Raw genomic sequence first — 25,265 nt, forward strand, 5'->3', positions numbered from 1 at the left:
GCGCTTATTTTCCCAGTAATATATTCATAAAGCCCTGATCTTGCGGATTGGTTTCTACCATATCCACCCACTCCCTAAGCTGCTGCTCAGTGCAATCTACTAAGTCATGGCCAATATGATCAATAATTTTTATCGGCAAATCCAGAGTGCTTAGCATATCAACTAACTGGTGGGCGCTTGAACCCGACTGCCGCAAACCATAGGGCCAGAACTCAATAATCATAGACAGTTTAACGCCACTATTTTTTAACAAAGGTAATAAACCGGCAATCACTTCTGACTCTGCTCCCTGAGTATCAATTTTTAATAGATCAATGTGTTGAATCTTTGCCTGTAAATAATTGGCGCCGTTAATTAGCCGAATAGACCGTGAGGCTCGCCCCTCCCCCGCGTCATAAATTTGGTGGTCACCAAAATTACTGCAACTTAAAAATAATCTGCCGTCACTATCCTTAGCTGACAAACCGGCATTGACGGCATCAACATCAGTAAACTGGTTATGCTGGAGATTTTTTTGTAGTAGTTGGTAATTGTCCGGATCAGGCTCAAAGGCGGCAATAAATCCTGTTCCTGCTAATTGGTCGGCAGCGATGACACTGTAATAACCAATATTGGCACCGACATCAATGACATTAATACCCGGCTTTAAACGCTCTATAAATAATTGGGTTTCATAGCTTTCCCAAATACCCTGCTCGGCAATCCCTTTGGAAACATGCTGGTCACGTTGATCGTGTACCCAGAGGCTAACCGTTTGATGAAGGCTGGGGATATTTAAAGGATAAGGAGAGGTCGTACTTTGACTCTGTAAAGTCACTATTGGCTGTACCTTATGTATGATGAATAGTCGGCTTATGATGAATAGTCAGCGGCGTATTTGGCAATCCATTCAGCGGCGGCCTGATCCCCATCCAGCAGACGCCCTTCTCGCTCGTAAACTAAATTTTTATACTGCTCTATTTGGCAGACCTGTTGCACCATGCGCGATTTAAACGCTTCTTCATTATTGGTAAAACGCACACCGACTTCGTAGCTTTCGCCCTTTTCACGGCACCAGACGACTTCGCCTGAACCCTGGTATACCGGTGATACCGAATCAATCTGGATATCAACGATGGAGCCGACAGCCACTTTACAATCGACCTCACAGGAAAGACCGCCCTGACTAACCGTGGTCATACTACAGGCCGGGTTAGCCGTTTGCGGAAGCACGGTGACTTTCACATCGATAGGAATATCTGTTGGGTGTCGAGCAAATCGTCGCATAACGGCTGCCTACTCCGTTTAACCAAATATCCATTGATAGTGTGCCGATCTCCCTGATCGCCTGATTAACTATGCTCCAGTATAACGAAATCCACCCCGCTGCAAAGACCAAAATGCGATTTAAAGCAGCTCCGCATAGGGCGATGTGACATCCAACTCAATATCAAACTCGTAGCCAGGCACTTTGATTTTACTGCTAGAGAAGTCGATATCCTCACCACCCAACACATTGTGATCAAATTTGTAGATCGGTAATGCATCGCCCTTCATAGCAGACTCATCGTAGGCCGCAGCCTGCTCCAGAGCAGCTTCATTACGGGTTTTATAGGCGGTCATGGCCTCTTCACCGTATTTATTACTCAGCATGGTTTCAACAATATGGGGGGCTATCACCGTCGCTGATGCATTATTTCCACCAAAGCCTTTAGCGTTAAGAATAGCACTATCAATATTGCGAGGGCCGACATCAATATGGGCACTACCCAGTTGCAGATTGCTTTGGTAAACATCTTCAGCCACATGATCAATGGTGCCAATACCCGGAATTATGCCATCGTTCCAAACACCTAGCGTGGCCATAATCTGGTCACCCGGCGATGAACCCAAGGAATGACCTACATAGGCTTTAATGGCCGCTACCGGCCAGTTTTCAATACCAAACACCTTGGCGGTTTCATTGAGAATATGCGACTCGGACACTCGGTTTTGTGGGGTACTGGTGCCATGGGCCTGAACAAAGGAGCGCTGCCTAACAGACTCATCACCCAGCAAAGCACGAGCCGAAGCTACAGCTTTGGCCATGGTGATATAGTTGCCTACGCCAGGGGAAGAAATCGACTTTTTATGGCCATCGGCATTAACAAACACATCCGTTACTGCGCCATGAATAGTGGCACCCAACTCCATTGCCAACTCATCATCCATCAGCACAATATATTGCGATGACTCGGCAATGGTAAAGCCACAGTTGCTACTAAAAGGTCTGGCAGCGCGGCGATGATCCGGGCTGTTTAAACCCAGTTTTGCATCTAACTCTAACAGTGCCTGGTCCGTTGCCAATGCCCCCATCGCGGCATAGCCTTCCATTACATCAGATTCAACCGGTGCTTCACTGCTGCCAATAACCACTACCCGTGCAACACCATTTTTGATATCGCTAACAGCGGCGCGCAGGTTATAAAGAAAAGAGGCACAAGCACCCACATAGGTGCCGGTATTACCCATACTGCCGAGCACATAGGCATTAATAAAGTCCGCTGACATTTCCGCCAAACCAAAGGGGCAATGTTTGGAGGTGGTGCGTTTATCGTTATAGCGGGCGCCTAACATACCACCATGGCCGTGCTGGTCCAGCTGCCCCATGGCAGAACCGGCATACACACTGATTTGATCTGGAGAAACATGCTGGCAAACTACATCCCAATCGATACCCATGGATTGCACGGCATCGGACGCGCCATACACAGCCATTTGCAAACCACGGGGATGGCTGCGGGCCGGGTATAAACTGCCGGGATCAAAACCACTGGGCAATTGGCCAGCAGCCTGCACTGTAATACCGCGCTTAGTGGGGAACATAAACTCGGTTTCGCCCTGGATATCCACCTTGACCATTTTGTCTTCGATAGCAGTCACCTGCCAATTGTCGGGGATATGCTGGGGTAAATTACGGGCTTTGGTAATAAAACTGGCGGAATCATCACCGGAGACACTGACGGGCATACGTTTATTAATACGGATACCATCCACCTGAAAGCGTTCATCTTCAATCTTGCGGATCAGGGTATGGTCACGGATAAACTGTTTTTGCTGCTCAGTACCCTCAAATTCCAGCTTCATTAAACTCGCCAGGCTGCGGTAGGTCTGATCAGCCTTATCCTGAGACAAAGCATCCAATATCAAGCGGCGGTAACCGTGGTTAAAAGAACTTCTACCGGCGGTGTTTATCCCGCCATAACCGGTAATTACTGGAATTCGAGCCATTTTATATCCTGTCTGGGTAATACGTCGTCGTTATAAGTAATGTAGCAATTGCAGAACATTTTACTTGGAAAACGGCTATTAAAATAAAACTAAAAGGACATATAATAGAGCTTTTACGCCAATCACCGATTGAGGCATCTATCTGTGCAACATATCACCATTCTGGCCCCGCCCACCTGCCTGGCTACCAGTATTAGCCTGCCACTGGAAATCCTTAATGCGGCCAATGAGCAGGTACGTACCCGCAACCGTAAACAACCCCGCCTACAGATAGAGATCGTTAGCCAGCAACTGGGGCCGGTAGTCACCGCCGGTGGCTTAAGTATTGTGGCCACGGCAACACCGGATATGATCGAACAGACAGATCTGGTGATTATCCCCTCGCTATGGCGTAATCCGGTCAATAATTTGAAAAAACACCGCTGGATTATTCCCTGGTTACAGCGCCAGGCGAAACAGCAAAGTTTAATTTGCGCGGTGGGTACCAGCAGTTATTTTCTGGCTGAGGCTGGCTTGTTAGATAATCAACCCGCCACGACCCACTGGTATTACTGTGACCAATTTGCGCAGCGCTACCCACAGGTAGAGCTTAAGCGTCAATACTTAATTACCCAGGCCGACAGGATCTATTGTGTGGGTAGCGTTAACTCGATTGCCGATTTAATGGTGCACTTTATCCAGCAGCGTTATGGCCAGGCAATTGCTCGACAAGTTGAAGGCCAATTCTCGCCGGAAATTCGTCGCCCCTTTGCCGACCACGCCTATGCGGAAGAAGCCAGCAGCCCTCATCAGGATGAAACCATTATTGAGGCGCAGGAGTGGCTGCAACGGAATTATCGCGACAATATTCACCTGTCAGAATTAGCGGCTACATTAGACCTTAGCCCGCGCACATTTAATCGGCGTTTTAAACAGGCAGTTGGAACTACAGCTAGTGACTATTTGCAAAACCAACGTCTGGATAATGCCCGGGAGCTACTACGTACCAGTAATTTGAGCATTCAGGAGGTCGCCTCCGCGTCGGGCTATCAGGACAGCAGTTATTTTTGCGGACGTTTTAAAAAAGCGATGGGGCAAACTCCACTGGCTTACCGCAAGTCAGTACGGGGAAAATTATTTAAAGTGATTTAACAAGAGATGTAATACAATCCCCCGAAGCAGTAGGGTGGATTAAAATCCACCTTCACAAAACACTAATACGGTGGATTACAATCCACCCTACCTGTTAGCGATTATCTATGAGCCTTAAGCTACTTGCTGTTATACCTGTATTGCTGGCATCGACACTTGCCAGTGCCTATAACCTCAATATCGATATCAACGAACTCAAAGATGACGATGACGACTCAGTAGTCCTGGCCATTCCCTACGCCTTTTACAATGAAAATACCGAAGTCGCTGCCGCCGTAGCAGTAACCACTTCGGGCGTATACCAACCGCAAACAGCCATGGTGTTCAACGCATTCTATAGCAGCAACGATAGCTCCAGTGTATTTTTTGCCTTTGTCGATTATCAGGTACCTTTTCTGGAACGTTTATTTATCGACGGCCAGGTGATGTATGCCAACTGGGGAGAAACGGAAAGTTACCAAGATGGCAACCCAGATTTTAATAATGAAAGAGCGGGCAGCAATGACTCCGATAAGAATAATTTTATTCTTGCCGATGGCACCGACCTTCATATGCGTATGTATTTAAAATATTTATTACCCATTGGTGATGGCGCCGGCAAACCTATCCATACCTTTGCCACGCAAGGCGGCTTATTGATAGAAGGCTATGAAGCTGGAGGTAGAGCATGGAACCCGTTGACCTCAGGCAGAACCACAGTGGAATTGGAACCCTTTTATCGCGATCAAAACTTTAACGATGAATTTGATAACGACTATGACAATATTACCTCCGGTCTTAAGCTGGCATTAAAATATGATAATACCGATTGGTATATCAACCCTAGTTACGGTAGCAAGCAAACTCTATCCTTTGCCAGAGACTGGGGAGCGCAGGACGCGTCGCCAACCTTTTCAGCCGTGCAGTTTTCTTACAGCAAATATATTCCCTTAGCCTTAGGCGATAATATTCGCCAACGAACCCTGGCACTAAATTTTTGGACATCGGATGTACCCACATGGAATTCATCACATACAGATAATGAGGGTAATGAAGTCTTTCACCGCGCCCCTTTATTTGAAGGCTCGACCCTGGGTGGTATAGACCGTCAGCGTGGCTTTGGTACCAACCGCTTTCATGACCGAGCGGCGATAAACTATTCAGCCGAATACCGTGTTACACCTGAGTGGAACCCGGCCCCTGATATCCCCTTGATTAATGTGTTACCTATTCCCTGGTGGCAGTGGATTGGTTTTATAGAGGTTGGACGGGTAGCACCTTCATATAGCATGAGCGAACTGCACAGGGATATGAAAGTAACAGTAGGCGCAGGTTTTAGGGTTATGCTATCGGATTTGGTGCTACGGGTAGATGCCGCCGGATCAGAGGAAGGCGGCGAGGTGCAGATGTTTTTTGGGCATACTTATTAGGGGCTGCTAACCCCTCAGTTAAATAAGACTTCAGGGTTGCGGTCAATAATTCGCAGTAGAGCCAGGGCTGGGCCTTGTGGTGAGCGCTGCCCCTGCTCCCAATTGCGCAAAGTTTTTACTGAAATATTTAATAGCGCCGCAAATGCATCTTGCGACAAACCAAGGCGCTCTCTTATCTCGGCCGGGGGCACCGGGTCCTGCAGTTTGTGCGTGCGGAGCTTGCTAAGGTCTGTTTTATGCTCGCGAATAGCTTTTAACTGTTTCTCAAGATCTATCTCTAAATCAGTCATATTTTATCTCCCGTACGATCTGCTTCAAAACCTCCTTATCCCTAGTGGTCAGGTCTTGTTTTTTTGATTTTGAATAAACGGTTAACATCCAAATTTCCATGGGTTTACGCCGGTAATAGTAAATAACCCTTAAACCTCCCCGTTTGCCGTACCAGGAAGTAAACCACCTGACTTTTCGGATACCACCCGTACCCTGTATCAAATCGCCTGCATCAGGGTTTAACAGTAAATACCATTGCAAAGCAGCATATTCATCATCCGATAAATAGCTGGCCACAACATCCGTGAAGTGAGGTATCTCAATAACATCCATGCGGGCACGATATACCCCAACGGGGTACATGTCAAGGATTGATCTGTGAGGGGTGGGAAGGACCGAAGGCTAGCTGCGTTTCCAGCCATCACGGGTTAGGCTAATACCCTGCTGTTGCAGTTTATCCCTGATCGCATCGGCGGCAGCATAATCTTTATCTTTTCTGGCCTGAGCCATTGCTGCTACGTTCTGATCTATTTCCGCATCTGACATTGCACCTTCAGCCGCTTCAACATAAAACCAGACCTCTGGATCTTGCTGCAACAAACCCATCAAGCCAGCTACTTTGACAAAGACTGATTTAAGTTGGGCTTGCTCATCACCGCTGGCTGCTTTCATCTTTTTACCTAAAGCGTGTAGCTCACGGATAGCAATCGGGGTATTTAAATCGTCCAGCAATGCCTGGTAAATATCAGTGCTGGTAATATCCACCGAATCATCGACTGCGATATCTTTCACTGACTGAAGATAGCTGTATAAGTTATCCAATGTTTTCCTGGAGGCATCTAAAGCATCAACACTAAAATTCAATTCAGAGCGGTAATGGGCTGACAAAATCGTAAAGCGTAATACTTCACCCTGATAGTGATCCAGCAGGTCTTTGACCATCTTAAAGTTGCCCAAAGACTTGGACATCTTCTCACCATCAATATTGATATAGGCGTTATGCATCCAGTAACGAACAAACTGCTCGCCGCCGTGGGCGCAGGTGCTTTGGGCAATTTCGTTTTCATGGTGAGGGAATTGTAAATCGACACCGCCGCCGTGAATATCAATAGTATTGCCTAAGTGTTTTTCAATCATAGCGGAGCATTCAAGGTGCCAACCAGGGCGACCTCTACCCCAAGGGCTATCCCAACCGGGTTCTTCTTCTGACGAGGGTTTCCATAATACAAAGTCACCGGCATATTTTTTATAGGCGGCCACTTCAACTCTGGCACCGGCTAACATATCTTCTAAGGAACGCTTGGCCAGTTTGCCGTAATCGTCCATGGATTTAACATCAAATAGCACATGACCTTCGGCAGCATAGGCATGACCCTTTTCAATCAGGGTTTCTACCATGGCAATCATTTCACCAACATGCTCAGTGGCAAAAGGAATAACATCTGGCTCAAGATTATTTAACTCAGCCATATCGTCAAAATAGGCCTTGGTATAGCGGCTTGAAATATCGCTAATGGCTTCGTTATTGTCTTTGGCTGCCTGCATTATCTTGTCGTCAATATCGGTGATATTACGGGCATAGATAACATTACTATAGAGTGTTTTTAACAAACGATACAAAGTATCAAACACCACGACCGGACGCGCATTACCAATATGCACGCGGTTATAAACCGTAGGGCCACAGACATACATCTTTACGGTATCTTCTTCGATGGGGGTAAAGACTTCTTTTTCGCCGCTATAGCTGTTGTAAACTTTTAAGGTCATGGTGTTGTTCTACTAATTAATCAATCAAACCAATAATTGCATACTGGCCATTAAAACGCACTGCTTCTTTGCCCCGGCACCAGATACTGGAACTGACTTTGGCGCGGGCTTTACCGCGATTATTAAAGGACTCAAAGAAACTATCCCAGTCAGCATCTTCCGGCTCATAGCAGGTGGCGATAATCACTTCATCGTCCACCGGCGCCAGATAATCAATCTCGGCATGACTTACGACCATATTGGGGTTGATGCCCCGCTGGCGACCTTGCAGATAAACCATACCCCAGCAGTTCATTACCGATACACAATAAAGGCTGCCACCAAAGGCAGTCATCTTGTCATTGATAGAGGGCTCCAAATCAATCGCCAGTGAAAACTTATCACCAGTGTACTCATGCACTCGCATATTCAGGTATTTGGTAATGGGCAGTGTTTCGGCAAAAAACTCACCAAGCAAAGGGCTTACCTGTTCGGGAGGTAATAAATCAGCCATGGATGAAAAACCTTATAGTAAATCGATTAATGTTTTAGCGGCGATAAACGGTGTGGTTTCGCCGTTAACCACTTTTTTATGCAGATCGGGAAGCTGCTGCTTCACATCGGGGTTTTGCTTGAGTTTTAACTCCAGCATTTCAAATAATAACTTATCCATCCACTCCTGATTCTGGCGGGAGCGTTTTTCATAAAAGGCGTTATTTTTAACAGCATCAATATGGTAGTTGGAGATCATGCCCCAAACAGTATCGATATTGTTTTTTTCCTGAGCCGAGCAGGTTAATACCTGCGGTGACCAGAAAGAAGACTGTCTTAATAGATGCAGCGCATTTTCATAATGGCGCTTGGTTTGTGCGGCGAGGTTCAGGGATTCACCATCGGCTTTATTGACCACTAGCGCATCGGCCAATTCCATAATGCCTTTTTTGATACCCTGCAATTCATCACCGGCATTGGGCAGCATTAACACCATAAAGAAATCGACCATACCGGCCACTTCGTATTCGCTTTGCCCTACGCCAACCGTTTCTACAATAATCACATCGTAGCCTGCCGCTTCACATAGCAACATGGTTTCACGGGTTTTCTGGGCTACACCGCCCAGGGCGCCTTCCGAGGGAGAGGGTCGAATATAAGCTTCGTTGCGACGGGATAGTTCTTCCATCCGGGTTTTATCACCCAGAATAGAACCACCGGCCAAGGGTGAACTAGGGTCAACCGCCAATACGGCAACCTTTTTACCCTGCTCTATGAGGTAAAGCCCGAAAGTTTCAATAAAAGTAGATTTACCAACACCAGGAATACCGGTAATACCAATCCGAATACTGTTGCCGGTTTTGGGTAAAACCTGTTCGAGGATTTGCTGAGCTTGCGCGCGGTGGTTATCCAGCTTACTCTCGACCAAAGTAATCGCCTTGGCGAGCGCCCGGCGATTACCCTGTTGTAGTTGGTCGAGATCGATCGTCATTTATAGTTTGTACGCCGCATTGATAGAGTCGAGAACATCGCGGGCTGCCAGAGGAATTTTGGTACCGGGACCAAAGATACCTTTAACGCCTGCGTCATACAGATAATCATAATCCTGTTTAGGAATAACGCCACCGGCAACAACAATAATATCGTCAGCGCCCTGCTTTTTCAGTTCTTCAATCAATGAAGGTACTAATGTTTTATGGCCTGCCGCCTGCGAAGAAACACCGACAACGTGAACATCGTTTTCTACTGCCTGCTTGGCGACTTCTTCCGGGGTTGAGAACATAGGCGATAAATCGATATCAAAACCTACATCGGCAAAAGCGGTAGCAATAACCTTGGCACCACGATCGTGACCATCCTGGCCCATTTTACAAACCAGCATACGAGGACGACGACCATGCTTTTCTACAAAGTTGTCGATATCACCGGAAATACCCTGCCAGTTTTCGTCATCTTGATAAGCGCTACCGTAAACACCTGAGACCGTTTGCGAGTTAGCGTTAAAGCGACCAAATTCACGTTCCATAGCGAATGAAATCTCCCCGACTGTCGCCCGTAAGCGAGTGGCTTTCACTGCTAAGTCTAGCAGGTTACCGTTACCCGTCACGGCACACTGGTAAATCGCTTCCAGCGCATCTTCAACAGCGGCTTCATCACGGTTGCTGCGAATGTCGGCCAAACGTGCAATCTGTGAATCACGTACTGCATTGTTATCGATTTCCAGAATATCAACATCGTCTTCTTCGTCCAGAGTGTATTTGTTAACACCGACGATAACGTCGTCACCACGGTCGATACGAGCCTGTTTTTTCGCTGCCGATTCTTCGATACGCAGTTTGGGGATACCGGTTTCGATAGCCTTGGCCATACCGCCTTTATCTTCTACTTCCTGAATCAGTTCACGGGCTTTATCAGCGATCTCTTTGGTCAGGCTCTCCATCATATAAGAACCGCCCCAGGGATCGACCACTTTAGTAATACCGGTTTCTTCCTGGATAATTAGCTGGGTATTACGGGCAATACGAGAAGAGAACTCTGTAGGCAGTGCAATCGCTTCATCCAAAGCGTTGGTATGCAAAGACTGAGTACCACCGAAGACTGAAGCCATGGCTTCAATCGTTGTTCTTACAACATTGTTATAAGGGTCTTGCTCGGTTAGCGACCAACCTGAAGTCTGGCTATGGGTACGTAACATGGAAGACTTAGGGTTAGTGGGATTAAACTCACTAACAATCTCAGCCCACAATAAACGCGCCGCGCGCATTTTGGCGATTTCCATATAGAAGTTCATGCCAATGCCCCAGAAGAAGGACAAACGTGGGGCAAACTTATCAATATCTAAACCGGAGGCAATCGCTGTGCGGATATATTCTTTACCGTCAGCCAAGGTGTAAGCCAATTCCAAAGCAGCATCAGCACCCGCTTCTTGAATATGGTAACCGGAGATAGAAATGGTATTAAACTTAGGCATATTTTCAGTGGCATAAGCAATAATGTCACCGATAATTTTCATTGAAGGGGCTGGTGGGTAGATATAAGTATTACGCACCATAAATTCTTTCAGGATATCGTTCTGGATAGTACCAGCCAGTTGGTCCTGACTCACGCCCTGCTCTTCGGCTGCAACGACATAGCCCGCCAATACAGGTAGTACCGCGCCGTTCATGGTCATAGAGACTGAAACTTTATCCAGTGGAATACCATCAAATAGGATTTTCATATCCTCAATGGAATCAATTGCTACACCCGCTTTACCCACATCACCGGTAACACGAGGATGATCAGAGTCATAACCACGGTGAGTAGCCAAATCGAAAGCAACCGAAACACCCTGACCACCTGCCGCTAAGGCTTTGCGGTAGAAGGCATTGGACTCTTCAGCAGTAGAGAAACCTGCGTACTGGCGAATGGTCCATGGGCGACCGGCATACATAGTTGCCTGCGGGCCTCGGATATAAGGCGCAGCACCGGGCATGGTATTGGTGTATTCCAGCCCTTCTATATCTTCGGCGGTGTAAAGGCATTTAACATCAATACCTTCAGCCGTATTCCAGGTGAGTTCTTCCGGGGCTTTACCCTTCATTTGCTTAGTGGCAATTTCTTTCCACTCTTCAACGCTGGTTTCTTTGGGCTTGTAATCAGACATGGTTTTAACCTTTGTAATATTAGTGCTCTTCACCGGGTTGATTGAGTTCAATCAACACACCGTCGCAAGACTTGGGGTGAATAAAAATAACTTTGGAATTATGGGCACCATTAGAGGGGCCATCCGATAAAAACTGGTAACCCTTCTCTTTTAAGCGAGCAATATCTTCTTCAATATTGTCGGTGCGGAAACACAGGTGGTGCATACCACCGCCTTTCTTTTCCAAATATTTAGCAATGGGACCTTCACCACGCAGCGGGTGAACTAACTCAATACTGGTCGGTGGTAGTGGAAAGAAAGCCGTAGAGGTTTTAGCCGCCTCTACATCTTCAGTACCTTCAAAGGTTAAACCGAAGTCTTCCATAAAACGCTTAATGCTGGCTTCCAAATCGGGAACAGCGATAGCTACGTGATCTAATGCAACAATCATATTATCTACTCTATTTTACGTACTGCAAAAACGAAGCGGTGCTTTTTTGGCGACGCGCTTTAATTTCTTCAGGGGTTTCAACAATAACAATTTCATCAGGTGTGATTTTAAATAGCGGCTGGCCTTTTTTGATAATCACGCCATCGCCTTCCACTAAAATTTTATCGATGGTACCGGAGAATGGTGCATAGACTTTGTTGAACATTTTCATAACTTCAACAATATAGAGTGGATCACCTTCATTAAAGTGTGAGCCAACTTCTACAAACGGATCCATACCCGGTGCTTCACGGGGGTATAGCATACCGCCACTGGCTGCAAGAATTTCATCGGACTTGGCTACCGGTGGTGGTACTAACACCTTGGCCATTTTGTCCTGCAACTCTTCATCGGTCAGTGCATCAGGAATATTGATACTTAGGTCGTCATTAACGGAAAGATCAAAGTAACCGGTTTGCAAAGCGATATATGGCAGTACAGAAATAATTTCAGTACCCGCCTGGAAGCCGGCATGGGCTGCCTGCACTTCGCTCCACTGCTCAGCACTAAAACCGTTGGGTGCAGACCCTGCTACTGCCTGATTCAGGTCAGTAAAGTTATCGGTACCCAGACGCTCATTTAATGTGGCGTAAAAAGAAACAGCCTGTTGCAATAACTCATTGTCGTGATCCCAAATCATATTGGCGGCAGGTTTGCCGGCAATATAATCCATATTCAGGTAGTGGTAGAGATCAGCGACTAACTCAATCGGGTTCTTTAACCAGGTAATAGTTTCGCCATCAACACTGTAGTTTTTGTGATTAAGACTTAACCAACCGGATAAAATATGCGGCTCAGCAAATAGCATATCCAAGGGACGCAGTAATAAACCAGCTTTGCGATCAAGGGCATTGATAAAGGCCGCTTTATTGTCGCCAGCATCACTCAGGTATTTGCCACGAATCTGGTTATAGGCAAATTTTAAATCAATATTATTGGCCACTTCTTTCAGCTGACCTACAGCGGTCAGATAAGGCACGATAAAGCGTGTGCTTGGGCGAGCATTAATATTCTGGCCAATAAACCAGTTTACCAAGCCGTAGTGGAATTCCAGATTAGTCGCCAGATCTTTACCGCGTAAATTGGTACGACGAATCACTTCCGCCAAACGCTCATAGCTGCTTAGACGGGTATCGCCCACGGTTAATAACAGCGCAATATTAGAATCATAAGCACCCGCCAAGTGGTACTTCATAAAGACATCGGTATCAGGGTTATGCATACTGATACCCTGATCATCACGTACTTCACCTTCCGCACAGTTTGACCAGCGTTCGATAATGCCGCCAGCGTGTGGCTGTAAGGCTTGGTTGGTTGCATTTAAACGCGCTTCAACGGAAGCTGCCTCACGCGGCAAACGAACCGGGGCAGGTAAACGTGTAGTGTGACGTGCTATTAATACCATCACTTCAACCAGTGACTCGGCAATAAAGTAGTCGTCCTGATTATCAGGATTGACAAATTTCAGCTTGTAGCAAAGCTCAGTAACACGGTGCTCTACCTGAATACGGGTATTCATTTCCATAAAGTAATGAGCTTCGCCATCAACGATACACTCAAAGGTACCTACGGAATCCAGCTTAACGGCTTTGCCGAAGACAGAGCCTTCATGCTCCATTTTGGCCAGAATTTCCAAATCCTTTTTCAACTGGTCAACTTCCGCTGCATTGCCAGCCGCTTCGGCAGCAGCAATAGCGGTATTTAATTCTTCTTCGGTAACAGACACTTCTAACAGTTTTTGTTCGTGCATCTGTAATGAACAGTCACGACCGCCCATGGTCATACACCACTCACCGTTACCTACCACCTGAATCTCCTGGTGACGGGTAGTATCGATATTCATTTCGATCAGAACATTTTTGTTATCGCCAACGCCGTTGGTTTTTAATTCGATCAGACATTCAAGCACCAGGGCCGGTACATTTTCGGCAGCTTTTTCTACTTGCTCTTCCAGCGTTGCGCCTTCATAGGAGCTGGCAGAGTTCAGAATACGCTGACCTTTACCACCGCCACCAGCAATCGCTTTTAAACGGAAACGATTATTGGGTTTTTCGGCCAGCATACGCTTGGCTTCAACCTGCAAAGCCAAACCGATATCGGCAGCAACGATAATATCAATACCGGCACTGTAGGATGCAGCCAGTAAGGCTAACGCTTTTTCTTCATCGTCCTTGCAGCTAGCAAAGTCGACAGTCAGGTTATTGTCTTTGGCGCATTGCTCTAAACCGTCTTTGCCATATTTGGCAAACAAAGCCAGGCTGGTTGCGTTATTAACACCAGGGGTTACCGACACACCGGTTTCAAGTGCAGTACGTTTTGCCTGATCTTTCATACCCGCAGAACGCTGGGTAAAGGAACAAGGGCCAATAAAGTTCAGGCCAGCATTTTCCATCGACTCAACCATTTCGGCATCTTCTGACATAAAGCCATAGCCAGCAAAGATAGCGTTATAACCATTGCTATGGGCGATATTGATAATTTGCTGAATACGCTCGGCACGCTCTTCTTTGGTAGCACCGGTATAATCAGGTACGCGGTGGACACGATCAGGGTCGGTAAGCTTACGTAATTCAGGTGCTAATGCATTGGTATAGGTAATGGAGTCTTTTTCAGACAGTAAAATACCGTAACCATGAATACCCATTTCATCAAACACATCCATCGCTTCTTTACGGATGGGGCCACGGCAGATAATTAAAGGTTTCATATCTTCACAGTTAAAGCTGCGCACCCACTCTGACTGGGCGTTGATCAGCTTGCGATCGCTATGTATTAATGCATTGTTAAGATAATAATCGTTGCTTGTTTTCACGTTGTTAATCCTGTTTAAAATTCTGTTGGCTTGGCTTTTTTTATACGCTTAATTAAAAGAACTCACGTTGAACAGCATTCAACGGCTCTGCGTTATAGTGTTCCAAATGGAACGCCATATTTTCAGCCAATACCTTGCGCAAATCGCTTGGCATAACAATTTGTGAGATAGACCCAAGGCTTAATGCCTCATTCGGGTTCATCAATTCTTTTTCATAACGGGCAACCAGTACCGCTTCTTCCTGTTTCTGCCAGTCAGCCACTTGTACTTCGGCTGCTTCTTTGGCTTCGGCTTCTGACATACCGTTATTAACTTGCTCTTGGGTAGCAGCCGCTACACGCTTGGCCACTGAACCGCGAATTTCACGCAGTTCTTTTTTATAAACAAACTCAACACCGGCAGGCCCCATGACCGCAGCACGGGTAGTTGGCAGCGCCACAACAAAGTCAGCACCGGTTGGGTAGTTGTTATATGAAGCGTAAGCACCACCGAAGGCGTTACGTACTAGCAATAAGAAACGCGGGGTGCGCAAATCAACAATTGCATCCAGCATGGCGCGACCAGCTTGCACAATACCGTTACCTTCTTGCTCACGACCCGGTAAGAAGCCAGTAGTGTCTTCCATAAAGATAATGGGAATGTTGTAGAGGTTACAGAAACGGATAAAGCGGGCATTTTTATAAGCTGCATCAATATCAATTTGGCCTGACCCCACAGCGGAGTTGTTAGCTACAAAACCGATAACGTTGCCGCCCATACGACCTAAGGCACAGATGGTGTTACGGGCGCGTTCGGGCTGAATTTCAAAATAATCGCCGTGGTCACATAACTGCTGAATCAGAATGCTGATATCCAGCGGCGTGTTAAAACCGGTGGGCGAGTTAAAGGCTTTACGCAATAGAATATCGATATCCCAGGTTTTACGATCGACAGGGTCAGAGGTTGGCTGGAATGGTGCCAATTCTGCGTTGTTTGCTGGCAGGTAATTCAGTAACTGTTTTACTTTCTGTAAAGCGGCCACTTCATCAGGAACAACAAAGTCTGTCACGCCAGTTTGGCTGTGAACACCGGGGCCACCTAACTCGTCAGGGGTTACATCTTCACCCAGTACCGATTTAACAACACCCGGCCCCGTTAGACCAAAGAACGTATCATTAGGCTGGATAACGAAACTACCCTGACGCGGCAGGTAAGAACCACCACCGGCGTTAAAACCAAACATACACATAATCGAGGGGACTACACCGCTGATTTTACGCAGACCGGTAAAGGCTTCAGCATAACCATCCAGACCACCTACACCGGCGGGAACATAAGCACCGGCACTGTCATTCATGCCGACTAATGGAATTTTTCGTTTGCCCGCCAACTCAAATAAACGCGCCAGCTTTTTACCGTTAGTGGCGTCCATTGAACCGGCACGAACAGTAAAGTCATGGCCGTATACAGCAACATCGCGCCCATTCACTTTTAGAATCGCTGTCACCAATGAAGCACCGTCCAGGTTGGGGCCCCAGTTTTGAAACAGTATGGTGGGCTCGGTGCCGCTATCAGCAAGAACCTCTAAACGCTCCCAAACCGTCATACGATTTTTCAGGTGCTGCTTTTCAGTGCTAACAACACCCGCCGCGGTCTTGGGGCGGTCCAGTAAATCCTGACCGGACTGCAGGGTTTGTTCATACAAACCGGGTTCGTAATTAATTTGGCCGGGGACGGTAAATTCGTGGTCCTGGGTTTCTTCAAAAGGGTTGGCCAGTGTTGGGCTTACTTGCGCGTCATTAGTCATAGAGATAGTGTCTCAACGTTTCCGATTGCTTTATGTATTTATATAAGTTCGGCCCGTGCTTAAGTCCGTAGCACGGTTGCCATTATTTTGGAGGCATAGCCTCAAAGGGGAATCCGCTGCTGACTGCTGGCAGTGCAACGTTATTAGGTTGATCTTTGATAGCCTGTTAGTCCCCGGATGCTCCCCTCAGAACATTCAAATACCGGTTTATAACACTGGCTTTAGGCAGGCTTTTTAGCACTGGCTTACAGGCCCCAAAAGAGGCGATCAAACGGCCGCATAATGTAATTGCATAAGCGGCCTATGTCAATGTAAAAACCGGTCATTATCAATGGCTTAAAGGTCCCTAAGTCATTGATCAAAGGTAGATAATACTGGCTTTTAGGGCCGCAATAACCTTACAATCGGCGCCCTTGGCCAAGCTGTTATTCGGCACTGCAAACGAGACCTAACTGTGACCTATCAACTCACGATTGAGGAACTTCCCTATCAGGTGGATTCAGCCCTCTTATTCGCGCGTTTTCTCGATATGGAGCAACCGGTTTACCTCGATAGTGCAGCGGCTTTTTCTGCCCGGGGGCGCTATGATATTTTCAGCGCACAGCCTTTATCGACTCTCCAGCCAAAAAAAGAAAAAGCAACAAATTCAGATAGTTATGATTTTTTTAGCGATATAAAGCAGGCCCTTAACGCGCTAACTCCCAGTATCAATAATGACTACCACCTACCCTTTGTCGGCGGCGCTCTGGGGTATTTTGGCTATGACCTGGGCCGGCAACTGGAAACCTTGCCCAAACACGCCCTTAAGGATTTATCGCTGGCTGATGCCAGTATCGGTATTTACAGCTGGGCGGTGATTATTGACCACCGCCAGCAACGCGCATTACTGGTAGCCCACCCCAGTACTGATGCCAGCCTGCTGCAAGAAATACGCAGCCGCCTTAAGGCTGGCCAAATACCTGCTTTGGACCGCTTTAGCCTGAAAACCGACTTCCAGAGCAATATGACTAAAACCGAGTATTCAGCAGCCTATTCTCAGGTGCAGCGCTATATCGAGTCTGGGGACTGCTACCAGATCAATTTGGCCCAGCGCTTTAGCGCCGAGTATAGCGGCCACCCCTGGGACGCCTATCTGGCACTGCGACAAACTGCTGCCGCCCCTTTCTCGGCCTATATCCAGCAGGCCGATAGCACCATTTTAAGCCTCTCACCTGAGCGCCTGCTGCATAGTAGTAACCGACGGGTCACCACCTCCCCCATTAAGGGCACCATTGGCCGCGGGCAAAGCCGAGTGGAGGACGAAGGCCTGGCCCAGCAATTACTTAATAGCGCCAAAGACCGTGCCGAGAACCTGATGATTGTGGATTTGCTGCGTAATGATTTGGGCAAATCCTGCGAACCTGGCAGCATTCAGGTAGATGAGCTATTTGAATTACAAAGCTTTGAGACCGTACATCATTTGGTAAGCACTATCCGTGGACAATTATCCCCCGATAAGGATGCGCTGGATTTATTGGCAGGCTGCTTTCCGGGTGGCTCAATTACCGGCGCCCCCAAAATTCGCGCCATGGAGATTATCGAAGAACTGGAACCCCACCGCCGATCGGTCTATTGCGGAGCTATCGGTTATATTAGCTGTGATGGCCAGATGGACACCAATATTGCGATACGCACTATGGTCTGTGAGGACGATAAGATCCACTGTTGGGCTGGCGGCGGTATTGTTGCAGACTCCCAATGCGAAGGTGAATATCAGGAGTGTATGACCAAGGTTGGGCGCTTGCTGGCCACCCTAGAGCAACCCAATAAAGCCCGTTAGCTTAGCGGTTACCGCCAAGTTCTTGTTTTTCCTGCTGGATACGCTGATAAATCTCTTCACGGTGAACCGAGACTTCCTGTGGGGCATCGATACCTAAACGCACCTGGCTTCCCTTCACCCCCAGTACGGTGACACTGACATCATCACCAATCATTAAGGTCTCACCAATTCTTCGCGTTAAAATTAGCATGGCTTATCTACCTTTTCTATTATCATTATTTATAAGATATTCTGCCGTTCAAATACTCTCAATATATCTTGCTGCCTCACTGGCTTTACCAGAAAGTCGTTCATCCCATTTTGCATGCATCGCTGCCTGATTGCCAGCTCACTATTACAGGTTACGGCAACAATCGGGGTATTAATACCACGCTGGCGAATCCAGCGGGTGGTGGTAACACCATCCATAATCGGCATTTGCAGGTCCATTAAAATCAGATCAAAGACCTTGTTTTCTAGCAGTAACAGCGCCTCGTTACCGGAGTTTACAATGGTAAATTCCGCACCAAATTTACAGATTATTTTGCCTAGCACTTTGGCATTAACACTATTATCTTCAACCACCAGTACATGGCTGCTTGCAGACTTAGTCTTCTGGTTAGAGGGCGCCTGCTGCCCGGCTACCGATAAAGGCACACCGAGAACAATCTCTGTGCCCTTGCCTGGGTGGGAATTAATAATCAGATCGGCATCCAGTAGCTCACTCAAACGGTAACAGACGGTTAGGCCCAGCCCCATGCCTTCAGACTCACGATTCAGCCCTCGACTAATAACCACAACATGGTTATAGATTTTGGTTTGCTGCTCCCTGCTCATACCATGGCCGCTATCGGTGATGGTAAATTCCAGCCTTTCGCGTTGTTGATCCCACTCAATAGTTAATCTAACAAAACCCTGGTCGGTATATTTGCAGGCATTTTCCAAGACCACACGGACCATATGCTCCAGCAAATAGGGGTCACCACAGTAACGATCCGGTAAACTTTTGTCATAGTGGATACTATAGTCCACCCCCTGGTTAACCAAGCCAGTCACACAACTACTAATACGCTCAATCAGGGGCACAATCTCAAATTCAAACTGCCCCGCCACCAACTCCTTACTATCCGTCTCAGCCAGTAGCACCAGGTTATCAACCTGTGATCTTAATCGGGCGGCACCAAGACTGACATAACCCAATAATTCGTTTTGGTCGAACACGCTTTCCTGGTCGGACCATAGTTCCGAAGACGATAAAATAGAGTGCAAAGGGGTTCTTAATTCATGGCTGACCAGTGATAGAAATTCAGATTTTTCTTTACTGGATTGTTCGGCCCGCTCTTTAGCCTGACGCAGTAACTGGTCATTGACTTTTTGCTGGGTAATATTGACCCCCATACCACCGAGATACTTATTGCCTTCGCTATCAACAAAGCAAAACTTATGGGTCATCCAGTGCTCAACACCATGAGGGCGCTGCACTTGTTCCTCTACCGCCTCTAACTGCCCGGATTCCAAAATCCGGCAATCATTTTCCCGCAGAACGGTTGCCGTCTCTTCATCCCACAGTTCAAAGTCGGTTTTACCCTGCCAGTCACGGTGTTCAAAACCAAAAGCTTCAATAAAGGTGGAATTAATATAGAGCAGGCGGCCATCAGCATCTTTATAGAATGCCGTCATCGGGCTATTTTCCATAAAGGTCTCAAAGCCCTGGCGCTCATAACTAACCTGATGACGAAGGCGTTGGTTTTCAGCTTTAAGCCGCTCTAATTCACGACGCAAAGACGGGTCGTCTGAATCATCAGTCATAAGCTAATACCCTCACGGTTAGAGGCTAAGGTTGCGCTCACTCGCTTTGATAAATTCTTTTTTCAGGTCTTCATAGCTATGCACCGCTGGGAACTGGGGAAATTCAGCGATCACATTATCCGGGGCTTTAAACAAGATACCGGCATGGGCTTCCGCCAACATAGTGGTGTCGTTATAAGAATCACCGGTGGCAATAGTCCGGTAATACATGGAGTGAAAACCAATCACTGCCTGACGCTTTGGGTTGGCCTGCCGCAACTTATAATTAACCACTTTGCCGTTTTCATCGACTTCCAATTTATGGCAAAGCAAGGTGGGATAGCCCAACTGCTTCATAAAGGGCATACCGAATTCGTAAAAGGTATCCGATAGAATAACTACCTGAAAACGCTCACGTAGCCAATTTAAAAACTCCAACGCGCCTTCCATCGGCTCAAGGGTGGCAATAACAGCCTGAATATCATCAATACCGTAGCCATGCTTATTCAGGATATCGAGGCGGTATTTCATTAACACATCGTAATCAGGCTCATCGCGAGTGGTACGTTTCAACTCTTCAATACCGGTCTTTTCGGCAAAGTTAATCCATACCTCAGGGATTAAAACCCCTTCCAAATCCAGACAAGCTAATTCCACAGTGAACTCCAGGCTATTAATTGTGATAGTGATACTTTCGGCGGGACAATCTACAGGGAAAAGCAGCGCTTCGCAACGCCGAGGCAGGCTTAGGGGGCTTAGGGGTGCGCTTCACCATGCTGCTGAGCCTGATGATCACCATGATCCTGATGGGCATGCCCAGGCTCTAACAAACCGATACCGTAAGCGGTGATAATCCCTATCAGCAAGGCGATGGTGAGCTTGGCACGGTCATGGGAATGAAACTGCACCTCAGGGAGTAAATCACTTAGGGAAATACAGATAAATACCCCCGCGGAGAAGGCCAGCGCCACCCCAACTATCATAGAGGTATCCGTATCAAACTGCTCCACACCCACAAAAAATAATAGCGCACCTAGCGGACACATCACTGAAAACAGGGCGTTGACCATAAAGCGGGACTTTGCACTCCAGCCACCAGCAATCATGAGTGAAGTAATCGACATGGCATCCAGGGGTTTATGCAGTGCAATAGCCACAAATACACCCAGCCCCAACAATCCCAGAGGTGCATCCTCCATTACTCCCGCCTGAATAGCCGCCCCCAAAGCCACACCATCAATCAGGGTATGCACGGCAAGGCCCAGCGCCACACCTGCCCAACTGATCGAGCTGGGGCTCTGGTGGCCATGATCATGCCCGTGGTGGTGGTCATCTTCTTGCGGGCCGTGGTTATGAAAATGAAAAGCGCGCAGTAATACAAACATAAACAGCAAGCCAATCATCAGCCACCATACCGCAGTGTCTACGCCACCCTCTTCGGGCAAGGTAAAAATTGCGTGGGGCAGCAAATGATAGAAGGCGATGCCCAGCATTAAACCGGCGACAAAGCTCATCATCACCTGCGTACCGGTATGGGTCAGCTTTACTCTGGTGGGTAACCAGCCGCCCAACAGGGAGACAAAAATAATAATGGCGGAATATAGGGCTAATAGGGTGTATGCAGTCATGGGCGCGGATTGTAAACGAGAAAGCCGTCAGGCAGAAATTTTATTCCAGCGCTGCAGGGTGTTATTTAGACATTAGACGGCCATTCCTGTGAAGACGGGAATGACCGTACGGCTATAGGGGGGCTAATAGACAGGCAACTCAATATGCTGGAATAGCTCATCCAATTCCAGCTTGGTATGGCGCTGGTAGGCCTCCTCCACCACTTCCTTGGTTAAATGCGGCGCAAACTGCTCGATAAAGTCGAACATAAAGCCCCGCAGGAACGTACCGCGGCGGAAACCAATTTTGGTAATACTGCTTTCAAATAGATGACTGGCATCCAGAGCGACCAAATCACTATCAAGCTCGGGGTCATAAGCCATCTTGGCAACAATCCCAATACCCAGACCTAAGCGCACATAGGTTTTGATAACATCCGCATCGGCAGCGGTAAACACCACTTTAGGCGCAAGCCCTTTTTCGATAAAGGCTTCATCCAATTTAGAACGACCGGTAAAACCAAAGACATAAGTCACTATCGGGTGAGCGGCAATATCTTCCAACGTTAGCTCTGATTTCTGTGCCAGGGCATGATCTTTGGGCACGATAATCGCGCGGTCCCATTTGTAACAGGGCATCATAATCAAGTCACTGAACAATTCTAAGGCTTCTGTGGCAATGGCAAAATCAACCGTGCCATCAGCCGCCAACTCAGAAATCTGCATGGGCGTACCTTGATGCATATGCAAAGAGACATCCGGGTACTCTTCAATAAAGTTCTGAATGGTGTCGGGTAAAGCGTAACGAGCCTGAGTGTGGGTCGTGGCAATCGACAAACTGCCCTTTTTCTCGTTGCTAAACTCCTGGGCAACCTGCTTGATACTCTCTACCTTACGCAGAATCTCACCCGCTGTTTTTAAGATGGCCTCGCCGGCAGGTGTGACGCGGGTAAGATGCTTACCACTGCGTGAAAATATCTCAACGCCCAACTCATCTTCCAGCAATCGAATTTGCTTACTGATGCCGGGTTGAGAGGTATATAAACTTTGAGCCGTTGCCGACACATTAAGATCATGGTGTGCAACTTCCCAGATATAGCGTAATTGCTGAAGCTTCATACAGCCCTCCGGATGGCGTGTTTATCTATAGATTTCAACGGTTTATTTTAATAACTTAAAGTAAGGGGGGAGCCCATGCTTTATAGGTTTTTGATCTTCTATAAAAACAATAGCCCATATAACCAATTTCGCCTAATTTAAGTTGAAATCAGTATAAAAGTTTTAAAAGCAATTGCGAAGCCCAGCTGGCAGGAGGTTTAGCTGGCTTTGGCGTGGGTCATGATATTGCGTACCAGAGGGACCATATAGACCGGCACCCGGGACATTTGCAAAATTCTGGAAGTGACTGAGCCCAGCATATTGGCACTGGTAGTCTCATCCCCATGGCTGCCTAGTATCAGCATATCAGCACTGCATTCGGTGGCCTGAGACATAATCACTTCCACTGGCTTACCGGGGATAACACGGACATCACGGATTTTAGACAGGCCCTGCTGGCCATCAATAAATTCGTCTTCCAATACATCGACAATACGGGATTTAACGCCATCAATAATGCGGCTAATCCCCTCTTGCTTAAACTCCTCTCTGGTCTCATCACAGAGGTAGCTTTCTACCACCGCATCCCCAAGGTGCCCCGGTGGCTCCATAGCATGTACCACAATCACCTTGGCGTCATATTGCGAAGCCAGGTTATTAACATGGTGCAGGAGATAATGGGTATGAAGCCCCATATCGGTAGCAAATAGGATGGTTTGGATCATATACAACAACACCTGAAGTCAGTAAAGCCAACGTGCATAGCACGATGAACACTCAATATAGCAGCTAATAGAGCACTGACAGTTCGGGATATAGTAAAGTGTGAGGGAGGTCTAAATTAGGCTTAATTATTGGCCACACCATGGGGGACATGCCCGGTAGCAACATGCTGACCGGCTGAGTCGCAATGCAGCTTTTGGTCATCAAAGAAGACATCAGCCCCATACGCTTTAAGGAACTCACCCTTCTCCAGCCCCCCTAAAAACAAGGACTCATCGATACGGATATTCCAGGCGCGCAGGGTTCTGATAACACGCTCATGGGCCGGGGCCGAGCGCGCCGTTACCAGTGCGGTTCGAATAGGCGACTCAGTGGGTCCGAATTCAGTTTGTAAACCATGCAGAGCTGATAGAAAGGCCTTAAAAGGCCCACCGGTCATAGGCTGCTTAGCGGAAGATTTTTCATTTTCAGTAAACGCTTCGAGGCCTCTGGATTTATAAATCTGCTCGGACTCATCAGAGAACAATACCGCATCACCATCAAAGGCAAATTTTAACGGTGAACCATCATCACCCTGTGGCGATGATGAGGACATTAAGGTGGCAGCGGCCACCCCGTTTTCCAACGCAGAGCGAACATCCTCAGCATCGGTGGATAAAAACAAATGACAGCCAAAGGCCGATACATAACGGTAAGGGCTCTCACCACCACTAAAGGCAGCACGGGTAATTTTTAAGCCGTAATGCTCAATAGAGTTAAATACCCGAAGGCCGGTATCTGCGCTATTGCGCGACAGCAATAACACCTCTACTCGCGGCTCCCCTTCCAGACGGTCATTAATGCGCAGTAACTTTTGCACCATGGGGAAGGCTTCACCGGGTTTAAGCACCTCATCTTCGCGGTCAATTTGGTACTGGGCATAGGCGGCCAGTCCCTCATCCTGATAAACCTGGTGACTATCATCCAGGTTAAATAAGGCGCGAGAAGAGATGGCAATAACCAGTTTGTTTCCAAAACCTGAGGGCATAGAGAATCCAATCGGTGTAAAGTCAAAGGCCACTATACAAAATGCGGCCAATAAAACAAACTACAGAGCGTTTATTTTTTTTGTTCTGTCAGCAGCGTTTTCAGCTCAATAATTTGATCCTGCAAATCCTGCATGGTCGGTTCCGGGTGGGTTTCCTGCTTAATACGCTGATGTTCTTCTTCAACCACACTGACCACAATGCCAATCACCATATTTAAAAATGCAAACGCTGTCAGAAAAATAAAACTCATAAAATATGACCAGCTTAAGGGGTAGACGACCATCGTCTCATACATCACATCGGTCCAATCCTCAAAGGTCATCACCCTGAATAGCGTTAGCATGGAGATACTGATATCACCCCACAATACCGGGTTGATCTCGGCAAACATAATGGCGCCAAAGGCACCGTAGATATAAAAGATAATAAACATTAGCAGCACCACATAGCCCAGCTGCGGCAAAGCGGTTAGCAGTGAGTTTAGTAGCATGCGCAATTCAGGGATTACTGAGACCATCCGCAGTACACGGAAAATTCTTACCAGCCGCCCTACCAGGGCCATCTCACTGTTTTCTATAGGGACCAGACTGATAATAACGATTAAGGTATCAAAAATATTCCAGCCGCTGCGCCAGAAGTGGCTTTTCTTTTCTTCGGCTAAAAACCTTACGCTAATTTCCAGTAGGAAAAACAGGGTAATGGCCATATCCA

At 47.3% G+C, this 25,265-nt stretch carries 23 protein-coding genes; 3 read left to right on the forward strand and 20 right to left on the reverse strand.

Features of this window, described 5'->3' with window-relative positions:
- Window positions 1-4: 4 nt before the first annotated feature.
- The 3 genes from BST96_RS19380 to BST96_RS19390 all read right to left on the reverse strand — a co-directional run bounded on the left by BST96_RS19380 (window position 5) and on the right by BST96_RS19390 (window position 3,249).
- Window positions 5-817 carry an FkbM family methyltransferase gene (locus tag BST96_RS19380; RefSeq protein ID WP_169714045.1) on the reverse strand — a complete coding sequence of 271 codons (813 nt, stop codon included), beginning with the start codon at window positions 815-817 and terminating at the stop codon, window positions 5-7.
- A gap of 35 nt (window positions 818-852) precedes the next feature.
- Window positions 853-1,266 (reverse strand): PilZ domain-containing protein, encoded by a 414-nt coding sequence (locus tag BST96_RS19385; RefSeq protein ID WP_085760272.1) that lies wholly within the window; start codon window positions 1,264-1,266, stop codon window positions 853-855.
- A gap of 120 nt (window positions 1,267-1,386) precedes the next feature.
- The gene (locus tag BST96_RS19390; protein WP_085760273.1) at window positions 1,387-3,249 is read right to left on the reverse strand and encodes a beta-ketoacyl synthase; all 1,863 of its coding nucleotides are present in this window, start codon (window positions 3,247-3,249) and stop codon (window positions 1,387-1,389) included.
- Window positions 3,250-3,393: 144 nt separating this feature from the next.
- Between BST96_RS19390 and BST96_RS19395 the strand changes: the two genes are divergently transcribed.
- The gene (locus BST96_RS19395) at window positions 3,394-4,380 is read left to right on the forward strand and encodes a GlxA family transcriptional regulator (RefSeq protein WP_085760274.1); all 987 of its coding nucleotides are present in this window, start codon (window positions 3,394-3,396) and stop codon (window positions 4,378-4,380) included.
- A gap of 107 nt (window positions 4,381-4,487) precedes the next feature.
- The gene (locus BST96_RS19400; RefSeq protein WP_085760275.1) at window positions 4,488-5,789 is read left to right on the forward strand and encodes a BamA/TamA family outer membrane protein; all 1,302 of its coding nucleotides are present in this window, start codon (window positions 4,488-4,490) and stop codon (window positions 5,787-5,789) included.
- Between the two features lie 14 nt (window positions 5,790-5,803).
- Here BST96_RS19400 and BST96_RS19405 read toward each other — a convergent pair whose 3' ends face one another.
- From BST96_RS19405 to BST96_RS19445, 9 genes are all read right to left on the reverse strand, one after another.
- A complete protein-coding gene (locus BST96_RS19405) occupies window positions 5,804-6,079 on the reverse strand; it encodes a helix-turn-helix domain-containing protein (protein WP_085760276.1) in 276 nt (91 codons plus the stop codon).
- Entirely contained in the window at window positions 6,072-6,392 is a 321-nt protein-coding gene (locus BST96_RS19410; protein WP_085760277.1) for a transcriptional regulator, read from the reverse strand. Before BST96_RS19410 ends, BST96_RS19405 begins: the two co-directional genes overlap by 8 nt.
- A 69-nt stretch (window positions 6,393-6,461) precedes the next feature.
- The gene (gene cysS, locus BST96_RS19415) at window positions 6,462-7,829 is read right to left on the reverse strand and encodes a cysteine--tRNA ligase (RefSeq protein ID WP_085760278.1); all 1,368 of its coding nucleotides are present in this window, start codon (window positions 7,827-7,829) and stop codon (window positions 6,462-6,464) included.
- 16 nt (window positions 7,830-7,845) lie between these two features.
- Window positions 7,846-8,322 (reverse strand): YiiD C-terminal domain-containing protein, encoded by a 477-nt coding sequence (locus BST96_RS19420; RefSeq protein ID WP_085760279.1) that lies wholly within the window; start codon window positions 8,320-8,322, stop codon window positions 7,846-7,848.
- Window positions 8,323-8,334: 12 nt separating this feature from the next.
- Window positions 8,335-9,291 carry a methylmalonyl Co-A mutase-associated GTPase MeaB gene (gene meaB / locus BST96_RS19425; protein ID WP_085760280.1) on the reverse strand — a complete coding sequence of 319 codons (957 nt, stop codon included), beginning with the start codon at window positions 9,289-9,291 and terminating at the stop codon, window positions 8,335-8,337.
- Complete coding sequence (gene scpA, locus BST96_RS19430) at window positions 9,292-11,445, reverse strand: methylmalonyl-CoA mutase (RefSeq protein WP_085760281.1); 2,154 nt, start codon at window positions 11,443-11,445, stop codon at window positions 9,292-9,294.
- Window positions 11,446-11,464: 19 nt separating this feature from the next.
- The gene (gene mce, locus BST96_RS19435) at window positions 11,465-11,875 is read right to left on the reverse strand and encodes a methylmalonyl-CoA epimerase (protein WP_085760282.1); all 411 of its coding nucleotides are present in this window, start codon (window positions 11,873-11,875) and stop codon (window positions 11,465-11,467) included.
- 10 nt (window positions 11,876-11,885) lie between these two features.
- Window positions 11,886-14,726 (reverse strand): ATP-binding protein, encoded by a 2,841-nt coding sequence (locus tag BST96_RS19440; RefSeq protein ID WP_157118021.1) that lies wholly within the window; start codon window positions 14,724-14,726, stop codon window positions 11,886-11,888.
- Window positions 14,727-14,778: 52 nt separating this feature from the next.
- Window positions 14,779-16,512, reverse strand: coding sequence for an acyl-CoA carboxylase subunit beta (locus BST96_RS19445; protein WP_085760283.1), 1,734 nt, complete (start codon window positions 16,510-16,512; stop codon window positions 14,779-14,781).
- Window positions 16,513-16,966: 454 nt separating this feature from the next.
- Between BST96_RS19445 and pabB the strand changes: the two genes are divergently transcribed.
- Complete coding sequence (gene pabB / locus BST96_RS19450) at window positions 16,967-18,331, forward strand: aminodeoxychorismate synthase component I (protein ID WP_240554853.1); 1,365 nt, start codon at window positions 16,967-16,969, stop codon at window positions 18,329-18,331.
- A 1-nt stretch (window position 18,332) separates the two neighbouring features.
- On the opposite strand, the gene csrA is transcribed toward pabB, so the two are convergent.
- The 8 genes from csrA to BST96_RS19490 all read right to left on the reverse strand — a co-directional run bounded on the left by csrA (window position 18,333) and on the right by BST96_RS19490 (window position 25,260).
- The gene (gene csrA / locus BST96_RS19455) at window positions 18,333-18,521 is read right to left on the reverse strand and encodes a carbon storage regulator CsrA (RefSeq protein ID WP_085760284.1); all 189 of its coding nucleotides are present in this window, start codon (window positions 18,519-18,521) and stop codon (window positions 18,333-18,335) included.
- A gap of 29 nt (window positions 18,522-18,550) precedes the next feature.
- The gene (locus BST96_RS19460; RefSeq protein WP_085760285.1) at window positions 18,551-20,119 is read right to left on the reverse strand and encodes a response regulator; all 1,569 of its coding nucleotides are present in this window, start codon (window positions 20,117-20,119) and stop codon (window positions 18,551-18,553) included.
- A gap of 18 nt (window positions 20,120-20,137) precedes the next feature.
- On the reverse strand, window positions 20,138-20,755 hold the full coding sequence (gene thrH / locus BST96_RS19465) for a bifunctional phosphoserine phosphatase/homoserine phosphotransferase ThrH (protein WP_085760286.1): 618 nt from the start codon (window positions 20,753-20,755) through the stop codon (window positions 20,138-20,140).
- A gap of 98 nt (window positions 20,756-20,853) precedes the next feature.
- A complete protein-coding gene (locus tag BST96_RS19470) occupies window positions 20,854-21,726 on the reverse strand; it encodes a ZIP family metal transporter (RefSeq protein WP_085760287.1) in 873 nt (290 codons plus the stop codon).
- A gap of 123 nt (window positions 21,727-21,849) precedes the next feature.
- Window positions 21,850-22,824 (reverse strand): HTH-type transcriptional regulator CysB, encoded by a 975-nt coding sequence (cysB, locus tag BST96_RS19475; protein ID WP_085760288.1) that lies wholly within the window; start codon window positions 22,822-22,824, stop codon window positions 21,850-21,852.
- Window positions 22,825-23,021: 197 nt separating this feature from the next.
- Entirely contained in the window at window positions 23,022-23,528 is a 507-nt protein-coding gene (locus BST96_RS19480) for a universal stress protein (RefSeq protein ID WP_085760289.1), read from the reverse strand.
- Window positions 23,529-23,650: 122 nt separating this feature from the next.
- The gene (locus BST96_RS19485) at window positions 23,651-24,553 is read right to left on the reverse strand and encodes a 5'-nucleotidase (protein WP_085760290.1); all 903 of its coding nucleotides are present in this window, start codon (window positions 24,551-24,553) and stop codon (window positions 23,651-23,653) included.
- 71 nt (window positions 24,554-24,624) lie between these two features.
- Window positions 24,625-25,260 carry an ion transporter gene (locus tag BST96_RS19490; RefSeq protein ID WP_338043290.1) on the reverse strand — a complete coding sequence of 212 codons (636 nt, stop codon included), beginning with the start codon at window positions 25,258-25,260 and terminating at the stop codon, window positions 24,625-24,627.
- Between the last annotated feature and the right edge of the window lie 5 nt (window positions 25,261-25,265).

Source organism: Oceanicoccus sagamiensis (assembly GCF_002117105.1).
In the GTDB taxonomy this organism is placed as follows: domain Bacteria; phylum Pseudomonadota; class Gammaproteobacteria; order Pseudomonadales; family Dasaniaceae; genus Oceanicoccus; species Oceanicoccus sagamiensis.